Source organism: Streptomyces sp. NPDC087300 (assembly GCF_044744425.1).
GTDB lineage: Bacteria > Actinomycetota > Actinomycetes > Streptomycetales > Streptomycetaceae > Streptomyces.
In genome coordinates this window covers 79919-103761 of sequence record NZ_JBIUYI010000017.1, presented here as the reverse complement: position 1 = coordinate 103761, position 23843 = coordinate 79919, and the positions used below count along the sequence as shown (strand labels likewise).

Annotated in this window: 23 protein-coding genes; 8 read left to right on the top strand and 15 right to left on the bottom strand. The window is 69.7% G+C overall.

Going from position 1 to position 23843, the window contains the following annotated elements; all coding sequences use genetic code 11:
• On the top strand, positions 1 to 144 hold a 144-nt coding region (locus ACIO9J_RS41575), incomplete at its 5' end, for a helix-turn-helix domain-containing protein (protein ID WP_402010714.1).
• A gap of 202 nt (positions 145 to 346) precedes the next feature.
• On the opposite strand, the gene ACIO9J_RS41570 is transcribed toward ACIO9J_RS41575, so the two are convergent.
• The 10 genes from ACIO9J_RS41570 to ACIO9J_RS41525 all read right to left on the bottom strand — a co-directional run bounded on the left by ACIO9J_RS41570 (position 347) and on the right by ACIO9J_RS41525 (position 9630).
• Entirely contained in the window at positions 347 to 685 is a 339-nt protein-coding gene (locus tag ACIO9J_RS41570; protein ID WP_402010704.1) for a hypothetical protein, read from the bottom strand.
• On the bottom strand, positions 652 to 1509 hold the full coding sequence (locus ACIO9J_RS41565) for an FAD-dependent monooxygenase (protein ID WP_402010702.1): 858 nt from the start codon (positions 1507 to 1509) through the stop codon (positions 652 to 654). The genes ACIO9J_RS41570 and ACIO9J_RS41565 overlap by 34 nt, the downstream gene beginning before the upstream one ends.
• Complete coding sequence (locus tag ACIO9J_RS41560; protein ID WP_402010701.1) at positions 1506 to 1688, bottom strand: hypothetical protein; 183 nt, start codon at positions 1686 to 1688, stop codon at positions 1506 to 1508. The genes ACIO9J_RS41565 and ACIO9J_RS41560 overlap by 4 nt, the downstream gene beginning before the upstream one ends.
• Before the next feature lie 327 nt (positions 1689 to 2015).
• Entirely contained in the window at positions 2016 to 3062 is a 1047-nt protein-coding gene (locus ACIO9J_RS41555; protein WP_402010713.1) for an LLM class flavin-dependent oxidoreductase, read from the bottom strand.
• Positions 3063 to 3109: 47 nt separating this feature from the next.
• Positions 3110 to 4000: a PhzF family phenazine biosynthesis protein gene (locus tag ACIO9J_RS41550; RefSeq protein WP_402010699.1), complete on the bottom strand. Its 891-nt coding sequence runs from the start codon at positions 3998 to 4000 to the stop codon at positions 3110 to 3112.
• A gap of 7 nt (positions 4001 to 4007) precedes the next feature.
• Positions 4008 to 4979: a phytanoyl-CoA dioxygenase family protein gene (locus ACIO9J_RS41545; RefSeq protein WP_402010697.1), complete on the bottom strand. Its 972-nt coding sequence runs from the start codon at positions 4977 to 4979 to the stop codon at positions 4008 to 4010.
• A gap of 52 nt (positions 4980 to 5031) precedes the next feature.
• Entirely contained in the window at positions 5032 to 5865 is an 834-nt protein-coding gene (locus tag ACIO9J_RS41540; protein WP_402010695.1) for an iron-containing redox enzyme family protein, read from the bottom strand.
• Complete coding sequence (locus ACIO9J_RS41535) at positions 5849 to 7165, bottom strand: acetyl-CoA carboxylase biotin carboxylase subunit family protein (protein WP_402010693.1); 1317 nt, start codon at positions 7163 to 7165, stop codon at positions 5849 to 5851. Before ACIO9J_RS41535 ends, ACIO9J_RS41540 begins: the two co-directional genes overlap by 17 nt.
• 32 nt (positions 7166 to 7197) lie before the next feature.
• Complete coding sequence (locus ACIO9J_RS41530) at positions 7198 to 8349, bottom strand: DUF1611 domain-containing protein (protein ID WP_402010692.1); 1152 nt, start codon at positions 8347 to 8349, stop codon at positions 7198 to 7200.
• Between the two features lie 42 nt (positions 8350 to 8391).
• The gene (locus ACIO9J_RS41525; protein ID WP_402010690.1) at positions 8392 to 9630 is read right to left on the bottom strand and encodes an acetyl-CoA carboxylase biotin carboxylase subunit family protein; all 1239 of its coding nucleotides are present in this window, start codon (positions 9628 to 9630) and stop codon (positions 8392 to 8394) included.
• Between the two features lie 610 nt (positions 9631 to 10240).
• On the opposite strand from ACIO9J_RS41525, the gene ACIO9J_RS41520 reads away from it, so the two are divergent.
• From ACIO9J_RS41520 to hisC, 3 genes are all read left to right on the top strand, one after another.
• Positions 10241 to 10747 carry a flavin reductase family protein gene (locus tag ACIO9J_RS41520; RefSeq protein WP_402010688.1) on the top strand — a complete coding sequence of 169 codons (507 nt, stop codon included), beginning with the start codon at positions 10241 to 10243 and terminating at the stop codon, positions 10745 to 10747.
• A 298-nt stretch (positions 10748 to 11045) separates the two neighbouring features.
• Entirely contained in the window at positions 11046 to 12395 is a 1350-nt protein-coding gene (gene aroA / locus ACIO9J_RS41515; RefSeq protein WP_402010687.1) for a 3-phosphoshikimate 1-carboxyvinyltransferase, read from the top strand.
• A gap of 102 nt (positions 12396 to 12497) precedes the next feature.
• The gene (gene hisC, locus ACIO9J_RS41510) at positions 12498 to 13583 is read left to right on the top strand and encodes a histidinol-phosphate transaminase (RefSeq protein WP_402010685.1); all 1086 of its coding nucleotides are present in this window, start codon (positions 12498 to 12500) and stop codon (positions 13581 to 13583) included.
• Positions 13584 to 13610: 27 nt separating this feature from the next.
• Here the strand turns inward: hisC and ACIO9J_RS41505 are convergent, their stop codons facing one another.
• On the bottom strand, positions 13611 to 14582 hold the full coding sequence (locus ACIO9J_RS41505; RefSeq protein ID WP_402010683.1) for an FAD-dependent monooxygenase: 972 nt from the start codon (positions 14580 to 14582) through the stop codon (positions 13611 to 13613).
• A 16-nt stretch (positions 14583 to 14598) separates the two neighbouring features.
• Between ACIO9J_RS41505 and ACIO9J_RS41500 the strand changes: the two genes are divergently transcribed.
• Both ACIO9J_RS41500 and ACIO9J_RS41495 read left to right on the top strand, forming a co-directional pair.
• Complete coding sequence (locus ACIO9J_RS41500; protein ID WP_402010711.1) at positions 14599 to 14922, top strand: ArsR/SmtB family transcription factor; 324 nt, start codon at positions 14599 to 14601, stop codon at positions 14920 to 14922.
• A gap of 828 nt (positions 14923 to 15750) precedes the next feature.
• Positions 15751 to 16272 (top strand): response regulator transcription factor, encoded by a 522-nt coding sequence (locus ACIO9J_RS41495; RefSeq protein WP_402010681.1) that lies wholly within the window; start codon positions 15751 to 15753, stop codon positions 16270 to 16272.
• A gap of 73 nt (positions 16273 to 16345) precedes the next feature.
• On the opposite strand, the gene ACIO9J_RS41490 is transcribed toward ACIO9J_RS41495, so the two are convergent.
• Complete coding sequence (locus tag ACIO9J_RS41490) at positions 16346 to 16705, bottom strand: winged helix-turn-helix transcriptional regulator (RefSeq protein WP_402010679.1); 360 nt, start codon at positions 16703 to 16705, stop codon at positions 16346 to 16348.
• Between the two features lie 118 nt (positions 16706 to 16823).
• Here ACIO9J_RS41490 and ACIO9J_RS41485 point away from each other — a divergent pair, with 118 nt between their 5' ends.
• Both ACIO9J_RS41485 and ACIO9J_RS41480 read left to right on the top strand, forming a co-directional pair.
• Positions 16824 to 18119, top strand: a complete 1296-nt coding sequence (locus ACIO9J_RS41485) for an MFS transporter (protein ID WP_402010677.1) — start codon at positions 16824 to 16826, stop codon at positions 18117 to 18119.
• A 202-nt stretch (positions 18120 to 18321) separates the two neighbouring features.
• Positions 18322 to 18996, top strand: coding sequence for a hypothetical protein (locus ACIO9J_RS41480; RefSeq protein WP_402010676.1), 675 nt, complete (start codon positions 18322 to 18324; stop codon positions 18994 to 18996).
• Between the two features lie 8 nt (positions 18997 to 19004).
• Here ACIO9J_RS41480 and ACIO9J_RS41475 read toward each other — a convergent pair whose 3' ends face one another.
• From ACIO9J_RS41475 to ACIO9J_RS41465, 3 genes are read right to left on the bottom strand one after another with little or no spacing between them, the layout of a single operon-like run.
• Positions 19005 to 20393, bottom strand: a complete 1389-nt coding sequence (locus tag ACIO9J_RS41475) for an MFS transporter (protein WP_402010674.1) — start codon at positions 20391 to 20393, stop codon at positions 19005 to 19007.
• Positions 20390 to 22414, bottom strand: coding sequence for a PEP/pyruvate-binding domain-containing protein (locus ACIO9J_RS41470; protein ID WP_402010672.1), 2025 nt, complete (start codon positions 22412 to 22414; stop codon positions 20390 to 20392). Before ACIO9J_RS41470 ends, ACIO9J_RS41475 begins: the two co-directional genes overlap by 4 nt.
• A complete protein-coding gene (locus ACIO9J_RS41465) occupies positions 22411 to 23784 on the bottom strand; it encodes an acetyl-CoA carboxylase biotin carboxylase subunit family protein (protein WP_402010671.1) in 1374 nt (457 codons plus the stop codon). Before ACIO9J_RS41465 ends, ACIO9J_RS41470 begins: the two co-directional genes overlap by 4 nt.
• Positions 23785 to 23843: the final 59 nt, after the last annotated feature.

Below are 23843 nucleotides of genomic sequence, written 5' to 3'. Positions count from 1 at the left end.
TCGATCCGGCTCCGCGATACCGATGAGCCGGTCGAGTCGATCTCCGACGCGGTCGGATACGGCTCTCCGCACGCTTTCAGCCGTGCCTTCAGACGCGCCCGAGGCACGGCCCCGGGCGAATATCGTTCTCGACTTCGCAGATGATCCGGCCTCGGGCCTTTGAGGTGACACGGTTCTTACCGGCACCCCAACACCGGCGGCGGGGGCGTAAGCGGCCGGTGAGCTCCGGGCTGTTGCTGGGCCGGGGCCGGGGTGCGGGCGGCCGCCACACCGGGTGGATGCGGCGGCCGTGGGTGGGATTGGCTCGTATTCGAGTCAGTCAACAGAGCGCCGGATCACCCCGGCCTCACTGCAGCCTCTGGCACTCCGAACCGCTCCTCCAGCGCCTCTGCCAGCCCGGCCGTCGACGTCGGCGCTTTCGCCCCGCGTCGGCTGCCCAGGCCGTGAAGCCGTCCGGACGGACGAGGACCGCTGCCAGTTCTGGGCGGGACGGGCAGCCGGCCGTCAGGGTGTCGACGCGGCCGGCATACTCCGCAGCTAGGGCCTGCTCCGCGTCGTCGGTGAGGTCGAGCAGGAGCGCCCGGCCGCCGTGGAGGTGGTCCGCGAGGCGGCTGCCGTCGGTGAGTTCGAGGTCCGGGATGCTGCGGCCGGTCAGCGGGTGCTCGCCCGGCAGCTCGTACCGCACCCCGCCACCGTTGAGCCGCGCGGTGAGGTACGTGGTGCCCGCGACCGTCCCTGCCAGGTCGCTGACGATCTCGCGCAGGGCCCGGGACTGCGGTCCGGGCGCATGGCCGCGACCTGGGACCGGGTCCAGTCCAGAACCCACGCACCGACCGGGTGCCGCTCGGCGGTGTACGTTTCCAGCCGCTCTTCCGGCGCCCGGCCAGCGATCACCGCGGCGAGCTTCCAGCCGAGGTTCATCGCGTCCCCAATGCCCAAGCTCAGCCCTTGGCTGCCGAACGCGGAGTGCACGTGCGCCGCGTCACCCGCCAGCAGCACCCAGCCCTTGCGGGAGTCGGTGACCTGGCGGGCATGGTCGGTGAAGCGGGTCGCGGTCCGTACTTCGGTGATCGTGACGTCCACGCCGGAGACGCGGCGCAGCCGCGCCTGGAGATCCTCGGTGGTGACCGGCATGTCCCGGTCAGCCGGCGGGCCGTCGAACTCCACGGTGACGACGCGGCCCGGCATCGGCCCATAGGCGTACACCCCGGTGTCCGTGGCGGTCCAGCCGATCTTCAAGTCCTCGACGCCGGTCATCTCCACGACATCCTGGTGACAGGTGATCTCCGGTTCCGTACCGGGAAATTCGAACCCCGCGAGTTTGCGGACCGTGCTGCGGCCACCGTCACAGCCCACGCGCCAGCCGGTGCCTATAGCCTCGTGGCTGGTCCGCACGGTGACGGCCTCCTCGTCCGCGTCGAAGCCGGTCAGCTCCGCTCCTCGGCGCACGTCGACGCCGAGCTCATCCGCTCGCCCGCCGAGCAGCCGCTCGATGTCCTGCTGCGTCACGAAATCGCCTGCCGCTGCACCTCGGCCAGCGCGGGCAGCATGCCTCGACGGTAGAGCGCCTCGGCGCTGGGCGTGGTGATCGCCCCGCCCTTGAACGCCAGCGCCTCCCGCACCAGTTGCAGCGCATCATCCGCACCGCCGCCCAACGCCTGCCCGACGTCCACGACGCAGCCGCCCACGCCCCGGACCAGATGCGCCTGGAGATAGCCGCCTGAACAACCTGTTCGTGGTCCGGGGCAGCACGCCCCTCACGGGCAGGTGGACTCTCATGCGGTCCAGCGCGGCCATGGCCCATACGAAGCGCGCCCTGCGGACTGTGCTCCAGAGTACGTGCGCCGACCAGGTGCTTACGAGTACAACGGCCCCACCTCAGCCATGAGTTCGGCGATCACTCTTGGCGACGATCCGGGCTCCCGGTATTCCGCCACAACCAACCGTGCACGAGGCCGTAGGCGCAGGCCATCGTTCGCATCACGCAACGAACCATCGGCGGCGCTCGCCCGCCCTCACACCTTCTGCCCCGCACGCTCGTACTCCCGCAACAGCGGCAGCACACGTGTGTAGAAGATTCGCATCTCCTCCCGGGTCGGCCAGCCGGAGAAGATGAATTCGCTGATCCCGGCCTCCTTGTACTGGTAGAGATACGCCGCGACTTCCTCGTAGCTGCCCACCACGCAAAGGGCAGGACCGCCTCGATATGCCACGGCGCCGGAGAAGAGCATGGGAGAGAGCCAGTCGCCCTCCGCGGATTCGGCCAGTCGGAAGGACGTGTTCACTGCCACGGAATCGGAGGCGGCCACGGCGGTCGCGATGCGTTTGCGGTGTTCTTCGTCGGGGTCGCGCATCATGTCGGCGAGATCCGCCAGCGCTTCCGCGCGGGTTTCCCTCGCCAGTACGTGCATGCGCGTTCCCACCCGGCCGCCCTGCGCCAGGACGGGCTTCGCCGCCGCGGCCAGGCCCTCGGGGGTGTCGCCGTACCGCAGCCAGCAGTCGCCGTGGTCGACGGCGGTCTGCTGCGCCACCTCGGACGCACCGCTGATGTATATCTCGGGGCGGCCTCCGCCCTTGTAGCCGAGACCGATCTGCGCTTCCTTGATTCGATAATGTGCGCCGTCGTGGGAGAGAGGGGTCTCACCGCGCCAGAACTGGTGGAGGATCTCCAGGAATTCGTTGGAGCGTGCGTAGCGCTCGTCGTGGGCGAGGAAGTCGCCGTAGTACGCCTGTTCCGTCGGAGAGGTGCCGGCTACCAGGTTGAGGGATATTCGGCCGTCCGACATCCACGAGACCGTGTTGACCACCTGGGCGAAGAGCGTCGGGGGAAGCAGGCCGGGGCGGTAGGCGAGGAGGAACTTGACGCGTTGGGTCTCGCGGACCAGGGCACCGAGCATCGGGAGTGGATCGGGCATGTGGAAGCCGATCCCCATGAGGAGCGAGTCGACGCCCAGGCGGTCCGCCTCCTGAGCGAAGTCGACGATCCCGTCGAAGTCGAGTTGGCCGACCTGGTATTTGCCCGAGGCCTTCTGCTGCCCGCTGAGTGGTGAGTTCCAGTGCACTCGCAACTCAGGGGAATCTGGGTGTGATTGGCGTGGCAAGGGGCTGTTCATGAGTATGTTCCCACCTCTTGGTCGATCGGCATCTGCTGGTCTTGAACCGTCATGACCCTTGCTGTGCCGCCGAGTTCGACTCGCAGGTCCGGTCCCGTCGCGGCGGTGATGGTGGCGCGGGTGCCGAGGGCGTCGCCCATGTCGACGGTGATCTGGCGGATGCCCCGGTCAGCCAGGTGCGCGGCGAGGCACGCTGTGCTGTTGGCGTTGGCGATGTCCTCGGGAACGCCGATCGATGGGGCGAACATCCGGGCCGCGAGCGCGCCATCGGGTGACGGTGGCGAGTGGACGTACGCGCCGAGCAGGCCGAACCGGTCGCAGGCCGCCTTGAGCCGGGCGAGATCCGGGCGCAGCGCGGTGAGCGCAGCTCGGCTGGGGACCGGTACCAGTAGGCGCTCCCGGCCCACGCCGGCGATCCGTACGTCCGGTCCGGTCTCCTCCGGCGTGAGGCCGAGGGCCGCGAGGACGAGGGTGCGTTCCTCTGGTGTGGGTTCGCGCAGGTCTACAGGTCCGGGGTCGAAGGCGGCAATGATCAGCTCGCCGTCGCGCTCGGCCCGCCCGGCGAAGGCTCGTCCCCCGGCCCGGAGAGTGGCCCGGTAAGGGCCGGACTCTCCGTGCGAAGCCACCAGGAGCGCGAGAGCCGCGAGCGTGCCGTGACCGCACGCGGGCAGTTCCCCGTCCGCGGTGAAGAAGCGCAGTTCGGTCGCGTCGGCGGCATGACGTACGTACACGGCGTGCGAGGTGCCCCGTTCGACGGGGATCCGGCGCCGTTCGTCGTCGTCCAGCGGCGAGGTGTCCTTGTCACCCTCCAAGATGACGGCCGTGGGGCTGCCGCCCGCGCCGCCTCGCAGGCAGGCGCGGACGACCGTCACGTGCGGCGTGCTCACAGGGCTGTCACTTCGCCTTCTCCGGCGTGGCGTAACCGGTGGCCGCCGCGGTCGCAGCCTGGTGGGCGCCCTCCTGGAGCTGGAAGAGCGAGCCGAAGGGGCGCTCCGCGAGCGGGAGGCGCCATGCTCCGGCCTCCACCCGTGCCGTGTCCGACACGCTGCCGCGCAGCAGCTTCACTCCGGGCTCGTTGTGGCCGGCGTGCGCGCCGAAGTGGATCGGGTAGGCGTCGGCCGCCCGGTAGGCCGGCAGGAAGGCGCGGCGGTAGCGGTCGGAGCGGTTCGGCGATGAGTAGTGCAGGAGCAGGCAGTGGATGAAGATCACGCTGCCGGCCGGCGCCTCGATGGGCACGGCGAGCGTGGGGTCGGGCGCTTCGGCGCCCGCTACCTTGCCGCGGAAGTAGCCATCCACGTAGTGGTCGGCTAGGCCGCGCCGGTGAGAGCCGGGGACGGCCAGGAGGGCGGAGTTCTCCGTGGTGGTGTCGTCGAGGTAGACGAGGGCCGTCACCAGGTCGGTGTTCGTGTGCGGGTAGTAGGCGAAGTCCTGGTGCCAGTCCACGACGCTGCCCACCTGCGGGGCCTTGAGGTGGAGCTTGCTGTAGTGGAACAGGATGTCGGGGCCGATGAGTGCCTCGACGTGGTCGAGCAGTTCGGGGTGGGCGGCGGCCCGTTCGAACGCGGAGTGCTGCTTGGTGGGCGACCAGATGCGGCGGGCCATGCCGTTGTCGCCCGGCTCCACCTCGGCGACGGAGCCAATGTCGGGGACGTCCAGGATCTGCGTGATGGCGGTGTTGAGCTCGGCGACCTCGCTCGGATCGAAGAGACGCTCGACGACCGCGAAGCCCTTCTCGCGGTACTCCTTGACGAGCGCGGCCGCGTCGAGCGCGGACGTGTTGCGTGCGGACGTGTTGCGTGCGGACGTGTCAGGTGCGGTCGCGTCGGGCGCGGCCGTCTCAGGCGCGGCTGTGCCGGGTACGGACATGCGTGGGGTTCCTCTCTGCTGGGCGGCGGAGGTGGTGGGCGGGGGATGAGGATCAGACCGCGGTCGCCGCGTGCTTGGCGACGGTGTCCTCGTAGATCTCACGGAAGAACATCGCGAGGATCTCCTGCACGTCGTCGATGTACTTGAACACCTTCTGGAAGTCCTCCTCGCTGAAGATCAGCTGGTGGAGGATGTCCCACATCTCCTGGGAGTGGTCTTCGGTGGTGTCGACGTGGAGGTGGGCTGCCTGCCCCTTGACGTTCTCCTTGCCGAGCCGATCCTGGAGGTTCTCGACGATGGCCGGCTGGAGCTTGACCTGGGTGTACTCCACCAGGTAGTTCGAGACGACCGGGGCGAGGGCCGACTCGTGCTCCAGCGCGTAGTAGAAGAAGCCCTCGAAGAGGCGGGTGGAGAGGTAGGGCTCGGTGGCGACGATCTCCTCCTCGGTGACTCCGGCGGCCACGGCGTCGCTGATGTACAGCTTGTCGTGGAGCATCTCGTCGGCCTGGTACTGCGCGTAGTCGCGGGCGGCCCTGGGCGCCACCTGGGCGATCTTGTAGATGGCCTTGGACTGGCTGACCCGGGAGAGCCGGATCCGCCACACGTGTTCGATGAGGGTGCGGCGGTAGTACGCCTGGTGGAGTTCGGGCTCGGTCAGGTGGGACGCGAAGGGGACGGTGGCCTTCCACTCCGCCATCTTCTTGTCCATGTAGCGGTCGAGCTCGGCCTTCTTCAGACGGCTCTGTTCCTCGTTGTAGAACGGCTTCGGGTGGGTTATCCCGGTGTTCTGCACGCGGTTCATCGCGTTCTCCTTCAAGAGGCGGTTGGTGGTGGGGCGTACGCGGAAGGGGTGGATCGGGGCGTCGGGGTCAGCGGTAGCGGACATGGAAGTGCTCCGTCACATGGCGGTCGAGGAAGGCGGTCTCGGCCTCGAGGTCGTCGGCCGCGACGTCCCACAGGGCGTCCATCAGGCAGATCCCCCGGTCGGACGCCTCGAGTTCGGTTCCCGCCGCCACGTGGACGCGCAGGATGCGGGGCGGTCGGGTGGGCGGCTCGAAGCGGATCGCGTCGACGGTCCGCCCCTTCTCCCCGTACTTGCTGAGGAACACGGTCGCCCGGGTGGGCACGCCCGTGCTCAGGGCCTCCAACTGGGAGGCGTGGGTGAGCCGTTCGTGGAAGGCGTCCCGCTCGCCGTCGGGCAGCAGCAGGGACTCGGTCCACAGGTCGAGGAGGGAGTGCCCGGTGACGGTCCGGACACTGGCGTCGATGAGGCTGCCGCCCATCCGCGGGTTGATCTCGATGATCTCCCAGCGTTTCCTCGACTCCCAGTACTTGGCCTCGATGTGGAAGGCGCCGTCGGTCAGCCCGTGCCCCGCGAGCGCGGCGAGGCAGCGGGTGACGTGGTCGGCTCCCTCCAGGACGCGTGCGCGGTCGAGGCTCACGGGAGGGCTGACCGACATGCCCTCCAGGACGGTCCGCTCCAGGTGTTCCACCCGGGCCTTCTCGTGGACGCACAGGTGGTGGACCCGGCCGTCGAGGACCAAGGTCTCGAAGCTGAACTCCGGGCCCTCGACGTACTCCTCGACCAGGAAGTCGTACCGGTCCATGAAGATCGCCTTCATGCGCCGGTCGCCGCGCATCTGCTCCTGGATCGCGGGCAGGTCGGCCAGATCCTCGACGTCGTCCAGGACGAAGGTCGCGAAGGACGAGGCGCCGCGCACCGGCTTCACGAACCAGCGTGCGGAGGCGTCGAGTTCGGGTGGCGTGCCCGGCGTGATCCGGTGGACGCGGACCTCGCTCAGCCCTTCGGCGAAGAGGTGGCGGCGCAGCTCGTACTTGTCGAGGCAGAGGCGCAGCGCGGGCTCGGCGCAGTCGCGCGCGCCGAGTTGCTCGTTGAGCTCGGCCATCAGGAGGCGGTAGCCCTCGAAGGTGGCGAGGGCGGCCGCGACCCGGTAGCCGCGGTCGGCGAGTTCACGAACGGCCTTCTCTACGTCGCCGGAGCGCAGTTCGGGTTCCTCGGTGACCACGCAGTCCGCGAGGTGACGACGGCTCGCCTCCAGGGTCTCCGGCAGCTCCGGCCGCGAGCTGACGGCCACCAGGCTCACTCCGAGCCCGGCGGTGGCCGCGGCGATCTGCTCGGTGTACGACTTGCCTTGGTGCATGAGGAGCAGGATCGCCGTCTTCATCCGTTCCTCTCCCCCAAGTCCTGACACAGCGCTCATCGCCGACGCACCAACTGACGTACCGCGGCTTCGTGTTGGTGGGCGCGCAGGATCTCCACGAGCTGGGCGGCGCCGCCTTCCCGGATCGGGTCGACGACGGGCAGCCCCGTGTCGGCCTCCAGCTTCTCGGCCTCCCTGCGGTAGTCCTGCTCGGTGTAGCCGATGCTGTTGACGCTGACGGCGGCGACCTTGGCGGGCCGTTCGAAGACGCTGAGCTCCTCGTTCATGCGGATGAGCTCGGGGATGGGGATGATGGGCGTCTCCCAGACCTTGGTCCGCTCGGCGCCGAGACGGTGGCAGAAGACCAGGGCGTGCGGCAGAGCGCCGTGCAGGATGGCGAGGGCGACGCTGCTGAATCCGATGTGGTTCAGGGAGCCCTGGCCTTCGACGACCACCCACTCGTTGCCCGCGGCGGCCTCCATGACGACGCGCTCGACCGCGCCCGCCATGAAGTCACCGGGTACGCCGTCGACCGCGATGCCGTGCCCGGAGATCAGCATGCCGCTCTGGCCGGTGGCGGCGAAGCCGGTGCGGATGCCACCGCGGTTCGCCTCGTTCCAGATCTGCAGGGCAGCGGTCTTCTTGCCGATGTTGGAGTCGCTGCCACACGTGTGAATGACCCAGGTGTCCAGATCCAGGACGCGGGCCCGGTTGAGCGGTACCGCCGGGGCGTCCTTGGTCTCCCAGACGGTGATGCCCTTCTCATGGACGGCACGGGCGATGTCCGGGTCGTCGGTGAGGCGGAAGTGGATCGAGTTGATCAGGTGCAGGCCGTTCCTGGCGGCCGCGAGGATGTGCGGCTTCCAACCGGAGGGCAGCTCGGCGGAGTGCAGGCCCTTGCCGATGACCATGACCTCGGGGCGCAGGTTCAAGGCGTGCTCGACGCGTCCGACGATCGGGATCGCGCCGCCGTAGCCGAGGACGTCCTGGACGGTCTGGCCTGCCTTGCGGCTGTCGATGACGGCGACGCAGCGGTCGCCTCGGTAGCGGATCAGTGAGGCGGCGATCTTGCTCGTGAAGAGGCCGAAGCACCCCTCGGCGAACAGCACGAAGTTCTTGTCGACCAGCTCCGTATGGTTCAACTGATCCACTTCTTCCTCCACGAACTCGACAGACTTGACGGACTTGATGGACTTGATGGACTTCATGGTTCGGTTGCCGATGGCACGAGACGGTTGGGGTGCGCCCTACTAGGCGGGCTCGGTCGTCAGGCGGTACTCGGCACGCGCCTGGCGTACGGCCTGTTCGATCTGCTCCTGGGTGCCGCCCCGGAAGAGGAAGCGGCCGCCTTGGAGCGTGGCGTACGAGCCGGGCCGGGCGATCAGGACCTCACCGACCCTCGGCACCAACTCCCGGTAGACGTACGGCACTTGCCCAAGCAGCGAGGGGGCGGCGGTCACCTTCTGGGGCAGCGGCCTGGGACCCGGGACGATCAGCCAGCCGCCGCTCAGCTCCGGGTCGGGGACCGGCGGGTCCACCGGGCGGCCGAGCAAGACGTCGGTCCACAGCCGGAACAGATTCACGCCGTGGACGTCGTGGATGACGTACGGCACGTCGGCCCCGGGCACCCGGGCTCCGACCTCCAGGAAGACCAACTCGTCGCCGGTGTCGAAGAGTTCGAGATGGAAGGCGGAACTGCGCAGACCGAGCGCGGTCAGGCAGCGCACGGCGAAGTCCTCGCAGCGGCCGCGCACCACTGGATCCGTCTGGAAGACGGAGCCGAGCGGCTCGCCCAGGAGCTCGAAGTCCAGGCAGGTGGAAACGTAGCGCGAGGTGCATAGGAACAGCGGTTTGCCCGCGGCGTCCAGGACACCGTCGACGTGCAGGACCTCGCCCCGTACGAACTCCTCGATCTCCAGGTCGTGCAGGGTCCGTTCGGCGCACAGGGCCCGCAGCTCGTCGGCCGACGCGATCTCGCGTACGCCCTGACTGGACGCGCCGCGCACCGGTTTGACGATCACGGGGTAGCCGAACTCCGCGGCGGCCGCGAGGACCTGCTTCTCGGTACGACAGGACGCCCAGCGCGGCACCCGGAGGCCGGCCCGCGACAGCGTCTCCTTCATGACCGTCTTGTCGCGGAACCGTGAGGTCTCCTCGGGGCTCGCGCCCGGGATGCCGTACCGCGCGCGCAGGGTAGCCGCGAGGTCGAGGAGCATCTCGGAGAAGCCGATGACGTGGTCGAACGGGCCTTCGTCGCGCACGACGGCGTCGACGAGCCCGAGCACGCCGTCCAGATCGCTGAAGTCCGGTACGACGTGGACCCGTTCGGCGTCGGCGGGCACTCCGCTGCGGCCTCCCTCGTCGCAGACGTACGTGACGCGGTCGCGCTCCGGGTTGAAGACGATCTCGGGATCGGCGAGGCGGTTCTCCCAGCGCCGCTCGTCCTCGTGCAAGGGCCAGCGGTTCAGGAACAAGATGGCGCCGGACATGAATGTGTCGTCCTAACGGTTCACGAGATGCATGGACGTGCCGGCCGCAGCGGCCGATGGACGGCGGCGACGGCGGGCCTTTTCGGAACACCGCGGACCCGAAGAATGAACCCGGACCTGAATCCCGGGAACGGCCCCCAACGCGTTGTTCGCGCTGCCTCAGCCTGGCATGGGACCGGCCTGGCCAGAATAGGACCTAAGTCCCAGCACCCCTCGACAGTGCGATGATCCGTGTTTCCAACCGGCCGATCAAGGCGGCGATATGATCGATATCTTCCCGAGCGTCTGACGCCACTCAGGCCCCGGTAGTCAGGTAGCCCCGACCGCCTTGTGCCGGAAAGTCAGGGCGGCCGCCATGGGCAGATGGACCTATTGCCCGGGCATCGCGCGGGACTCAGAATTCTTGTCGCTCCCCCACCACCGGAGGAAGGTCGTCGAGCGCGCCGGGATGACATTCCCGAGCTGCCGCCCCGACATCGAAACACCGAGCGGTGGGATGACATGTTCTCGCTCCGCGGAAATCGCAGGTGTCCCGCGCAACGGGGACACGGCCCCGCGACGGGGCTTCGGAACCGGACTGAATCTTCGCGGAACAGGTGGTGGTGCTGCCATGACGCAGCAGGGCACAGAGACGGTGCGACGGGCGAGCTCCGAGGACTTCCGGGCCGCGATGGCGCGGTTCGCGGCCGGGGTCGTCGTGGTGACGACCCTGGGCGAAGGCGGGCTGCCGCGCGGCTTCACCGCGAGCTCGTTCTGTTCGGTGTCGCTGCACCCGCCACTGATCCTGGTCTGTCTGGCGAACTCGGCCCATTCCTTCTCGGCGTTCGCCTCCTGTGGGCAGTTCGCGGTGAGCGTGCTGGGTCCCGAACACCGGCCGTTGGCCGAGCGGTTCGCGACCAAGGGCGCCGACAAGTTCGCGTCGGGCGGCCTGTCCCGTACGCCCGGCGGGCTGCCGGCCGTGGCGGGCGCGCTCGTCGAGCTGGACTGCGAGGTGCACGACCGGTACCCGGCCGGGGACCACACGATCCTGATCGGCCGGGTGTCTAGCGCGCGCCTGAGTGAGGGCGCGCGAACCCCCATGGTCTATTACGAGAAGTCCTTCCGGTTCCTGGCCTGAGCGCGATCTCAAAGGGCCGGCGGCGAGGGTCCGGACCGGCTCGTGCCGGAAACACCATGGGTATATGGACCTATTGCCCGCGCATGGCGCGGGACACAAACTTCCTATCGTGCCCCCACCGCGGAGGAGGGCTGTCGTGCGCGCCGGGATTCAATTCCCGCGCTGCCGCCCCGACATCGAAGAACCAAGCGGTGGGACGACATGTTCGCGCTCCGCGGATATCGCCGGCCCGGACGTCGATGCGACATCGCTTGCACAGGTATCAGACGGCGAATGACGGAAAACGGGAGATACAAGGATGCTGCTGCAGGTTGATCCGGTCGACTCTTTCTCCGGAACGTTCCGCGTCCCTTCTTCGAAACCGGAGACGCAACGGGCCATTCTGACCGGCACACTGGCCGAGGGCACGTCACGGGTTTTCAACGACCTCCGTTGCGACGAGACGGAGACCATGAAGAACGCCTGCCGTTCCTTCGGCGCCAAGATCACCGAGCACGACGGATTCCTGGAGATCCAGGGCATCGGGCAGTCGTTCCCGCACATCCGGCACGTCATACAGTCCCGCGGCTCGGGCCTGGTGTTCCGCATCGTGACGGCGTTGGCCTCCGTACAGCCGTCGCCGGTCGTGGTGACGGGCGACGCGACGCTGCGCAACCGCGTGATGGAGCCCCTGCTCCAGGCGCTGCGCGAACTCGGCGCGGACATCGAGTCGATCGTCGGCGAGAACAAGGCTCCGGTCGTCAACTGGGGACGCGGCCTGAAGGGCGGCACGTGCCGGCTGCCGGGCGACATCAGCTCGCAGTTCATCACCGCCGTCCTGTTCGCCGCGCCACTGGCCGACGGCCCGGTGGAGATCGAGGTCACGGGCGAGGTCTACTCCCAGTCGTACATCCGGCAAACCCTGGCGAGTCTGACCGACGCGGGCATCAAGGTCTCGGCGTCGGACGATCTGCGGCACTACGAGGTGGAGCCCTCCACCTACCAGGCCCAGGACGTCACCACGCACGAGGACTACACCTCGGCCTCGTACCTGCTCGCCGCCGCCGCGCTCTTCCCCGGCCGGACCGTCCTGACCAACGTGTACGGCGACAGCATGCAGGGCGAGTACGCGATCGTCCCGATCCTGGAGCGGCTCGGCGTGCGCGTCACCCTCGACCGGGCCACCTCGTCGATGACCGTCGACAACCCGCCGGGCAGCCTGTGCGGCGACTTCGAGGTGGACGCGCGGGACTGCCCGAACATCGTGCCCACGCTCGCCGCCCTCGGCGCGTACGTGCAGGGCAGCCTGCGGGTGACCGGCGGACGCCTGACCCGCTTCCACAAGGCGTCACGCATCGAGGCGATGGCCGCCGAACTGACCCGTGCGGGCGTGGACATCGAAATCCTGTACGACGACGGGATCTGCGACGGCTTCGAGGTCCGCGGCGCGCGGACGTACCCCGGCGGAGTGACGCTGTCCAGCTGGGGCGACCACCGCATCTTCATGTCGCTGTTCGTGGCGGGCCTGCGGATGCGGTCCGCCAACCGGTTCTCGGGCTTCGAGGACGTCCGGCTGTCCTTTCCCGATTTCCTGGCGGAGTTCGCCAAGGCAGGCGTACGGGCCACTGCCGTGGAGGAGGAGAACGAGCCCGTTGAGGCCGTCGGCTGACGCCGTCTACTGACGCCGGCGGAGGTGTCGGCGCGCGGGCCGGATCACATGCCCGCGCGCCCCGTCACTCCCGGAGTACGCCCTCTTCAGAAGGTTCCCTCGATGCCCACCACGCCTGCCCCTCTCCTGCGCGCCGACGTCTCCGTACTGCCTCGCTACGTCCCTGGCCGAGCCGCTCCCAGCGATCTGGTGGACAAGTTGTCGTCGAACGAGAACCCCTATCCCCCGCTGCCGTCGGTCGTCGCCGCCATGCGCGCGGAGTTGGGGCGCGTCAACCGCTATCCCGATCCGACGAGCGGTGAACTGGTCAGGGATCTGTCCGCGGTTCTCGCGGTGCCCCCGGAGCACGTCGTTCCCGGCACCGGGTCCCTCGGGGTCACCAGGGACCTGTTGAACGCCGCGGTCGGCGAAGGCGACGAAGTGCTGTTCGCCTGGCGCTCGTTCGAGGCGTACCCGTTGCTCGCCTGGGCCGCCGGGGCGACTCCCGTACAGGTCGCGCTGCATGACGAGCGGCACGATCTGGAGGCCATGGCCGATGCGGTGACGGACCGCACGCGCGTGATCCTCGTGTGCAACCCCAACAACCCGACCGGCACGGCCGTGCGCCGCGCCGAACTCGAATGGTTCCTCGACCGGGTGCCCGGCCACGTGCTGGTGGTGCTCGACGAGGCGTACCGCGAGTTCGTCGACGACACCGACGTGCCCGACGGCATCGCGCTCTACCGTGACCGTCCCAACGTCGCCGTTCTGCGCACTTTCTCCAAGGCGTACGGGCTTGCGCGGCTGCGGGTCGGCTACGCGGTCGCGCATCCACCGGTCACGGCCGCGCTGCGGGCCTGCGCCGTACCCTTCGGCGTCAGCGGACTCGCCCAGACCGCCGCACGGGCCTCGCTGAAGGCAGCACCCGAACTGCTGGAACGGGTACGGACCTTGGTGGCCGAGCGGGCCCGCGTCACCCGTACTCTGCGCGCCGCGGGCTGGAGCGTCCCCGACAGCCAGGCCAACTTCGTCTGGCTGGGCCTCGGTTCGCGTACGACGGCGTTCGCCGACGCGTGCGAGGAGGCGGGGGTCATGGTGCGTCCCTTCGGTGACGAGGGGGCGCGGATCACCATCGGTACGCCCGAGGAGAACGACCATCTGCTGAAGATCGCGGGTGAGTGGCGGCTGCGGGAACGTCTGACGAATTGAGCGGTGGGCGCGCTGGGCCCGGGGCGGCTACCGGTTCACGGCTTCGCGAGAGGCGCTCCGGTTCCTCCGGCCGACCGCGCGGCCCACCGCGTTGCGCACCGCGAGGCCCGGCCGGGTGCGCGGCACCATGAGCCTGGAGAGCAGACCGACGCGTCGCTGGCGCGGACCTGTCTCGCGGCGGAGCCGGGACTCGTAGGCGGCGAAGGCGCGGGCGTGATCACCGGGATGGGCGGCGAGCTCTTCCGCGAGGGCGTACGCGCCCGCCATCGCCATGCTGGACCCGTCCCCCAGCAGGGCTGTCGCCGCCGCCGCGTCCCCGAGCAGGACGACGCGTCCGCGGGACCACGTGGGCACCCGGATGGTGGTCAGAGGGTCGAAGTACGGCGCCGGGTGGTCGCGGAACGCCGCCACGAGTTCCGGTGCCCGCCATCGCACGTCGGCGTAGGCGTCGGCCACGGTCTGCTTGTGCAGGGCGATGTTCTTGCGGTCGTGAGGCGCCGGCGGTGCGGCCCGGAAGGTGAAGATGGCGAGCGGGGTGGTCCGCGAGGGATGGAGGACCAGCATCCGGTTCGGCACGGTCAGCATCGTCATCTCGCTCGGGTCCTCGACGGCGTCGGGTTCCAGTGGCACGGTCGCGCCGTACAGGCCCAGGTCACCCGCGAACTGCCGCTCGGGTCCGAAGACCAGGCGCCGTACGGTCGAGTGCATCCCGTCGGCACCTACCACCAAGTCGAAGCGCCGTGGCGCGGACCGCCGGAAGGTGACGTCGACCCCGCCGCCGTCCTGGTCGAGAGCGGTGACCGTGTCGTCGAACAGGAACTCGGCCTCGGCCTGCGCCGACTGGTGGAGCACCTCGGACAGGTCGGCGCGGGTCACCTCGACCGCCGGCGCCTCGTCCGAGGTGGTCGGGATCCGCAGGATGCGCCTGCCGTCGGGGTCGAGCAGAGTCAGTGACCGATTGCGGGTGGCAAGCCCACGGAGCTGCGGCAGGACGCCCATGCGGTCGGCGACCGGGATCGCGGGCCTGGTCGGCCCGGAGGCCGACGCGCTCGATCTGGGAGCGGTGTTCCGCGCCCTCGCCGACGAGCACCGCCGTTCGGTGCTGACGCAGTTGGCCGCCGACCGCGGCGACAACGAGCGGGGCTGCAACTCGTTCGATCTCCCGATCTCGAAGCAGACCCAGACCCACCACTTCCGCGTCCTACGCGAGGCGGGCCTCGTGGACGAGATCGACTACGGCAACCGCAAGGGCATCCGTCTGCGACGCGCGGACGTCGAGAAGCGATTCCCCGGGCTGCTCGCACTCCTGGCGGCGGAGGCTGCGGGCGAGATGCCGTAGCTTCACCGAGCGCTGGCAGAACACCCGCCACAGGGTCGGCGACGCAATCCATCCCGGCCACTCCCCCAAATGCATGGTGTCGCCAGGTCACCGTCAGAAGTTCATGAATCACGTCGGCAGAATTGGACAGACCCAGGAATTCCGTCAGCAGTTCTTGGACAGACTCTGTAATTCCGTCAGCTGATTTTGACAGACCCGGGAATTTCGTCACCGTTCCCGTGCCGCGCCACTACGTAATCACTGCAAGCCAGCCAAAGCTTATCCAATAATCACTAGCTATTCGCCCGCCCAAGCGTGTAGCTTTGAGCCGCGCTTGGGCAGTTTCAGACTTCGCATCGAGCGTCAAGAGGGGCGCCACCGTTGATCGGTCATGCGCCGCTTTCTGGTCGCGCCACTGGTTGTTCGAGGCGGCTTCATTCTCGCCTCACCTTCGAACAAATCGGCGTGCTTAACGGGGGATATTGCATTGACGTCATGCTCATCTGTGCTTTCCATCGATCAGTCGGTTTCCTGCGCTCGTGGCGAGATTTTCAGACAAGGATCTGAGGTCCGGATCCGCCGCCGAGTCCCGGGGACCGCCCGAGAAGGCCACCGCCCCGCACGTCGTGCCGGCCGTTCTCCCGTCACGCCTTCCCCGGCAGCCACACCGACGTCCCGCGCCGCCCGGACCGCACGGTCCAGGTCGGCGAGACTCCGGGCCGTCCGCCGTGCACGCCACCTGTCAGGTGAGCTGTCAGCGCTCACAGCTCCGCACCGGGGTGCCGCGTGAAGGAAGTCCTTGGGCGTTCTTTCTCACGCCCAGCGGGAGAAGCAAGGAAGAGGCAAGACGTGCAAGAACCACCGGCCGCGAAACTCACCAGCCGGGAGTCAGACGTACTCCGGCTGCTGGCCCTGGGGTTAAGCAATCGACTCATCGCCCGAAGGCTCGACATCTCCGAGAAGACCGCGAAGAACCATCTCAGCAGCATCTACCTGAAGATCGGCGCCACCGACCGCACGCAGGCCGCTCTCTACGCCCGGAAACTCGGACTGATCGGCCCCAGGAGAAACGCGACGTCCACTCCGGCATCTGTTCCGGCATCCGCTCCGGCGTCCATTCCGACGTCCGTTCCGGAATCCCCTCGGGTCCCCGAGGGAGACGCGTCGCCCACCGGCCCCACTCTCACCACACGCGAACAAGGCGTACTCCGCCTCCTGGCACTGGGGTTGAGCAATCGGCTCATCGCCCGACGACTCGGCATATCCGAGAAGACCGTCAAGAACCATCTCAGCAGCATCTACCTGAAGATCGGCGCCACCCACCGTACGCAAGCCGCCATCTACGCCCAATGCGTCGGCATCGCTTCCTGATCCGCGATCGGCATCGGCGATCGGTATCGGCGATCGGTATCGGCGATCGGTATCGGCCCCCGGCTGGGTCTCCTCAGAGAACCGGCCGGCGGGCCCGAGCCGCCTCGATGTCCGGGACGTGTTCTTCGGCCCAGAGGCGTACGGCGCGCAGCGGGATGAGCAGGGAGCGGCCCAGCGGGGTCAGGGCGTACTCGACGCGGGGCGGATTCTCGTCGTACTCGCGGCGGCTGATCAAACCGTCGGCTTCCAGCGAGCGCAGGGTCTCGGTCAGGACCTTCGGCGTGATGCCTCGGATGTGCGCCTTCAACTCGCTGAAGCGGCGCGGCCCCTCGTCGAGGGCGTTGACGACGAACACGGTCCAGCGGGCGCCGATCCGGTGCAGCACCGTCCGGCTCGGGCAGGTCTCCGCCATCACGTTGTACGCCTTGCCCACGGCTGCTCCCAGTTTCGTTGTAGATACCGGTATCAAATCCATACCGTTGTACCCGATCCCGCGAGCGCGGGAGAACCCCCGAGCACACCCCGTCATCCGGAGTCGGAGGGACAGCCAGTTGAACACCAGTGAACAGAGCCAGCAGAGTGAACAGACCCCGACAGCGGGCGAGTTGGGCGGCGAAGGACGGTTGTCGAGCTGGCTGGTGGCCCACGGCCTCATACCCGAGACGCGCGCCAAACGTGTCTTCGCCGTCGCGACCTTCGTCAACCAGATCGGCAAGGGTCTCTTCATCGCCGGGGCCGCGTTGTTCTTCACCCGCTCCGTGGGCCTCCCGGTCTCCCAGGTCGGATTCGCCCTCGGCGCCGCGGCCCTGATCGGACTCGTCGCCGGCATCCCCGTGGGCCGCCTGGCCGACCGGCGCGGGCCGCGCGAGGTCTTCCGGCTCGCGGTCATCGTGCAGGCCCTCGCCGTGGCGGGGCTGGTGCTCGTGAACTCCTTCGCTTCGCTGATCGGGTTCCTGTGCGTGGCAGAGCTGGCCATCGCGGCCGGCACGGCCGCCCGCGGCCCGCTGACCCGCACCCTGGGCGCCCCGAACCCCACGCACTACCGCTCCTACCTGCGCGCCCTCAACAACATCGCAGTCGGCTGCGGAGCCCTCGCGGCCGGTGTCGCCGTCCAACTGGACACCAGGGCCGCGTACGTGAGCCTCATCCTCGGCACCGCCGTCATGTTCCTCGCCTCCGCGGCCCTCGCCTCCCGCATTCCGTCCGTGCCGATCGTGCCCGCCCCGGCGGCGGGCAGCCGCTGGCCTGCCCTGAAGGACAGGCCGTACGTGGCGCTCACCGCCCTGGACGGCATCATGACCATCCAGAATCAGGTGCTGATCTTCGCCCTGCCGCTGTGGATCATCGGGCACACGGACGCGCCGCGATGGTTCGTCGGCGCGAGCGTGGCGGTCAACACCGCCCTCGTGGTCTGCCTTCAGGTGCGGGTCAGCCGGGGCGTCGACAACAACGCGGCGGCCGGGCGGGCGGCGCGGCGCGCGGGGGTGGCGTTCCTCCTCGCCATGGCCCTCATCGCGGCGGCGGGCGGTGCGCCCGGCTGGGTCGCCGTGGTCGTCGTCGTACTCGGCGTGGTCGTCCACACTCTCGGCGAACTGTGGCACGCCGCCGCCTCGTTCGAGCTGTCTTTCGGGCTCGCCCCGGAGCACGCGCAGGGCCAGTACTCGGGGCTGTTCGCCATCGGCCAGGGCGTGTCCAACGCGATCGGTCCGCCGCTGCTCGGCCTGCTCTGCATCGGCTGGGGCGGACCGGGCTGGCTCGTCGTAGGAGCTCTCCTCCTGCTCGCCGGCCAGGTCGTCCCGCTCGTCGTGAAGTGGTCCGAGCGCACGCGCGCGCTCAGTCCGGGCTGAGCGGTGCGGGTGGCTGTGCGGTGGCGTGTCGTCCCGTGATGCCCTGCGGCCCGAGTGACGGGTGGTGTTCAGGGGTAGAGCGCGAGGGATCGACGATCGACGAACCACGGGGCAGCCTCCGGACACCGATGGACCCACCTTGACCCACCTAGACCCACCTGGGCACGCTGCCGCCCGGCTGTCATGAACGGGACACCCGCGCATGCTCGCCATGCGCCGGAAGAAGGGCGACAACGCCATGTACAGATCCGTATCGACGGGACCGGTCCGGATGGGCCTCGCGCTCGGCGCGGCCACGGTGTCGGCCGTGCTCTGCGCGACGGCGGGTGCGGCCGCGCCCGCGCATGCCACGGGCGGCGCGGCGCGCGACCTCTCCGAGCGCGTGGGGGTCCAACGCGCCTGCCCCGTCGTCTACTTCGACCTGGGCGAGACCCTGGTGCACACCGCGGACGACGGCGCCACCAGCTACCACCCCGGCGCGGCCGCCTATCTGCGTGCGCTGCGCGCCCGGCACATCAAGGTCGGTCTGATCACCAACGTGCCGTCCTCCTGGGGCGCGACCGACGCCGAACGCGCGGCCCGGCTGAAGAGCGAGGTCGACTCCACCTGGCGGGGCTCGGCGCCGTTCGCCTGGAAGGACTTCGGCGACCGGATCCTGACGCCTCGTACGGAGGCGGAGCGGAAACCGGCGCCGGTGCTGTGGCAGCGCGCGAAGGACCTCTCGGGCGGGTGCCGTCTCGTCTACCAGGCGGAGACGGCCGAGGAGGTCGGCGTCGCCACCTCGCTCGGCTATCTGGCGTACCAGGTCGACCGGCCGCACCGGCCCGCCTACCTGCCGGTCGGGCTGATCGAGCTGCTCGGCCGCCTGCCGCGCTGACCGTCACGTCAGCGCCGTCGCCCCCTGCCGGATTCCGCTCCGGGGGCGGCGGCGCGTACGGCCTCGTCCCCCACCTCCTCGACGACCGCCCCGGCCGACGGCAGGGAACCCACGCTCGCCTTCTCCTGACTGCGTTTCACCGATCCGCTGTGTACGACCAGTTGGAAGCCTCCGAGCAGGATCGCCGTCGCCAGCGCGCTGTGCAGCAGCAGGGCGTCCAGATGTCCCGCGGAGACGTACGCGCCCACGGCGACCGCGGCCAGTGCGCACACCGCGCGGTCCACGATGCTCTCGACCGAGAGGAGCGTGGCGCGCGGGGCGTGGGCGGGCACGGCGTCGTTCACCAGTTTGCGCTGGATGGGGTAGGCGAACCCGGTCGCCGCGGCGAACAGGCAGAGCAGTGCCACCACTGACCACGGTCCGCCGACGGTCATGCCCGCCAGGGTGCCCGCGAGCACGAGGCTGAGCAGGGAGACCCAGGCGACCGGTGTGAGACGTCGGCTGAGCCACTGCGGGCGGGCCGAGCCGACCGCTTCCGCCACCGTCATCGCGGCCAGCACGCCGCCGTGCGAGGCCTCGGCGATGCCGTGGTCGAGCAGGATCGGCTGGAAGAGGTTGACCTGGCAGATGCGGGAGAGCGTGAAGACGGCGACGCCCTGGACCATGACCAGGGCCAGCCATCGTGAGGAGGCCACGCAGCGCAGGGCCGCGCCCGCGTCCCGCAGGAAGGCACCTCCTCTGCGTCCTCCTTCCGATCGCTCGACGGCCGCCTTGTCGCTGCCTCCGGCCGCTCCGGCGAGCCGGGGCAGGGCCGCGGCACAGGCCAGTGAGCCCGCCGCACTGACGGCGCTGAGCAGGTAGGGAGCCGCGTGGGCGAGGGCCATCAGCGGCCCGACCAACGGCCAGCACACGACCTTCGCGGCCAGGCCGAGCGCGCGTGCGGTGCCCTCCGCCTTCAGGTAGTGCTCGTCGCACTTCTCCGCGCGCAGCCCGTCGTAGAGGTAGGCGCTCGCCGCGCCGGAGGTGAGCGAGCGGCCCGCGGCGATGGCGAGGAAGTGGACGAGGAAGCCGGTGTAGGAGGCGCTGAGCACCGGGGCGAGGTTGGCCGCCGTCATGACCACGGCGCCCGCCCGCAGGCAGTTGCGGGTGCCGATCCGGTCGGCGATCAGGCCCGTCGGGATCTCGAACAGGCAGAACGCCACGTAGTAGATGCTCTGGATGCCGAAGATCTCGGCGTCGCTCAGTCCGGCCGTCTTCTGGTAGGCGTAGAAGACCGGCATCCACCACAGCAGGTTGAACAGGAGCTGGAAGCCGTAGTTGAGCCGGATGATGCGGCGCGCGGTGTCCGTCAGGCCGCCGCCCGTGCCGGTGGCGGGGCGGCGGATGCGCGGGCTCACAGCGCGTACGGGCGGATCTGGACAAGGCGGAAGTCGCCCTGCTCGGTCATGAGCCACTCGATGTCCAGCGGCGTGTCCACGTCGGTGCCGCCGCACTGCGGTCCGCTGAAGTGGGACTGAAGGAGCCGTCCGGTCAGGGACAGGTCTGCGAGCCGGGCCCGGGTCGCGGCGGACAGCGGCTCGCCGAAGGAGCCGAGGGCGACCGTACGGCCGCCGCCTTCCACCGTGTTGTACAGGTACTGCTGCGGCAGCACGGAGCCGTCGACGACCTGTTCCGGGGAGCCCGGCGAGCAGTTGAGGTAGACGTTGCGGAAGTCCTCGCCGCGCGTCGGGTTGCAGGTGACCAGGACGCCGCCGAGGGAGGCGGGCACGTACTCCTGGATGATCACGCCCATGTACGTGTCGTCGAGGGAGATGCCGACCTGGTGGCGCAGGCGCACGCTGCGGGGTGAGACCAGGGAGGCCCACACCTGGCGTACGGCGTCCAGGAGTTCATCGGTTCCGTGGACGGTGGTGACGGAGTCGTAGACGCCCGCGGCGGAGAAGCCGGGCAGGTCCTCGGCGTTGGACGAGGAGCGCACCACGAGGCGGCCGCCGGAGGCCGCGGCGGCGGGGAAGGCCTGGATGATCTGCCGGGTGACGGACTCGGGGATGGGCGTGTGCCGGATGAGGTGCTGGAGCTGGAGGCAGAGCGCGTCCAGGACGTCGGTGGCATCCAGTTCCAGTGCCAACTTCAGCTTGCCGATGCCCTGTTGGAGGGGTGCGGAGGAGGCGAGGAAGTTCTGTTGCAGGGCGAAGGGGAGCGCGACGCCCGCCGGGGCGCCGACCGTCGAGGCGACGAACTTGGCTGCGGTGGCGCGCAGTTGTTCCGCCGTGGACTCCCCCGGGCCCAACCGTGCCGCGAGGTGTCCGCAGAGGTTGTCGCGCGGCGGGCGCGGCCGGCGGTAGAAGGCGGTCAGGTCGGCCGTGCGGCTGTCGAGGACGTGGTGCAGCTCGCCGAGGTTGGCGGCCTTGGTGCCGTAGCGGTCCCGGTCGGTGCTGCGGAGCCGGTGCAGGGCGAGGACCGGGGTGTCCTCCAGGAGGGGCGGTTCGAGGCGGATGCGCTGCTGGTGCCAGGACGGGGCGTCGAGGACCGGTTCGTGGTCGAGTCGCTCCAGGGAGATCTCGTCCTCGCGCACCTGGTAGCGCACCCACGCCCCGTCCAGGGCGTCGCGTTCGACGAGCTGGGCCAGGTCGCGCACGATCGCGTTGGGTATCCCCCACCCGGAGGCGAGGACGTTGGTGTGCGAAAGCGGCGTGATGGGCGCGGTGTTGAGGAATCCGGCCACCCGGGGCACGTCGTCCGGCAGACAGGGCATGGCGACGATGTCGGCCCAGCCGAGCCCGGCCTCGGCCGCCGCGTACTCCTCGTGCGTACGGAAGTACCGCAGCCGCCCTACGGCCTCGCCGGAGTTGAGCGGGGTCCTGGTCCTGGTGCCGAAGAGCTCGTGGCTGAGGATGCGCGGCACGCGCTGCTCGCTGACCGCCGCGAGTTCCTCCTCCTGCCCGTGGTTGGCGGGCTTGAGCAGCAGCGGCAGGCGGCCGTCGACGCGGACCCGCACGTACTCGTAGAACCAGGCGAGGAGGTCACCGTGCATGGTGTCGGCCTCGGTGGTCTCCAGGACGAGGAAGGGACGCTCGCGGCCCTCGGCGTCCTGCTCGGCGTGCAGGGACAGGACGCCGAGCAGGAAGCGGCGCCCGGGGTCCGTGTAGACCGAGGCGTTGAACGCGTCCAGCTCGGCGTCCAGTACGGCGAGTTCCATGCCCAGGACGCGGGTGGCGACGTAGTTGACGTGGAAGGGGTGGGCGGCGGTGTCGAGCAGGTGCCAGGTGTCCTCGGCGCGGTCGACGACGACCTTGAGGTACTGATGGCCCGCCAGGACGCCCGCGAGGGTGCGGAAGAGCGGCAGGGAGAGGTTCTCGCCGACGACCGTGCGGTCCGTGGCCGGTTCGGGGGCGCCGGTGAGCAGGTGGGTGGTCATCGCGAGACCTCCTCGGGCTGTGCGGCGGGCAGCACCCGGGGCAGGGCGTCCACCAGGGTCTCGAAGTCGCGGAGCACGGTGCGCGGGTCGGTGGCGGAGAGCAGACACAGGGCCGCCATGGTGTTGGCTCCGGCGGCCGGGTCGTACACCGGCACGGTGCTGCCGTCGGCCAGCGAACTCTCCGCGACGACCGAGAGGCGGCTGCCCCCGCTCAGCGGCACGCGCCGCGTGACCGCGGGGAAGTCCCAGGCCTTGCGGTCCTGCCAGGCCTCGCCCGCGCCGTCGACCGCGAGGACGACGAGGGAGCCCGCCGCGCCGCGCGCCTGCTCCGGGGTGAGGGCGCGCTCGGGCCAGGCGACCGGGCGGCCCAGGAGCTGGTCGACGAGCATGCCGATCAGGTCGAGGCCGAAGACCTCCTCGATCTGCGGCACCGTCATCGCGCCGCCGAACCGGGCGGCCGTCTCGATCAGCCACATCCGCCCCTGCGCACCGAGCTTGATCTCGGTGTGGATGCCGCAGTCGCGCAGGCCGAGCGCGTCGACGGACTGCCGGGCGAGGGCGACGATCCGCTCCTGGGCGTCCGGGGACAGCTGGGCGGGGGTGATGCCCGCCCGCTCGGTGAACGGTTCGACGGTGGGCATCCGGCCGCTGACGCACACCGGGTGGAACACGCCCTGCGCCACGACGCCCTCGACGCTGACGTAGTCGCCCCAGCCCGGGTCGTCGAACCACTCCCCCGCGGTGCCGGTGACGATCTGCTCGACCACGAAGTCAGCGTCGGCCTCGGCCACATGGAGTTCCGCGTAGCCCAACTGGGCGGATTCGGCCATCACATCGCGCGAGCGGCGCCAGGCGGCGGACACCTCGTGCGGGGCGCGGATGATCTGGTGCGCGGTGGAACCCGCGCTCCAGGCCGCCTTGAGCAGGAGCGGGAAGGGCAGCTCCGCGGCCGCCTCGTAGAGGTCCGCCTCGGTGGCGACGGGCCTGAACTCCGGCTGGGGCAGCCCGTGTTCGCGCCACGTACGCCGCATCAGACGCTTGTCACGAGCGAGCGCGGCGGCGGCGCCCGCCCCCGGCAGGCCGAGCGCCTCGCACGCCTCTGCGACGGCGACGACCGCGTACTCGGAGAAGGTGAGCACCGCGTCCGCGCCGACGGCCTTCGCCCGCGCGACGATCAGGGACACCAGGTCGGCGCGCTCCGCGTCGGTGGGCGTCACCACCGAGGCGCACAGTCTGCCGGCATCACCTGCCACGGCGGGAGGAAGTGCGCTGAGCGCCAGGAGGTGCACCTGCGCCTTCACGGCCGCCCGCGACAGGACGTGACCGAGCGGCGGACCACCCTTGGCATGCACTAACAGCACCTTGCTCACTGAAGTTCGTCTCCGTTTCGTCTTCGTCCAGTTGGTACGTACGCCGTACGGATCGGTGC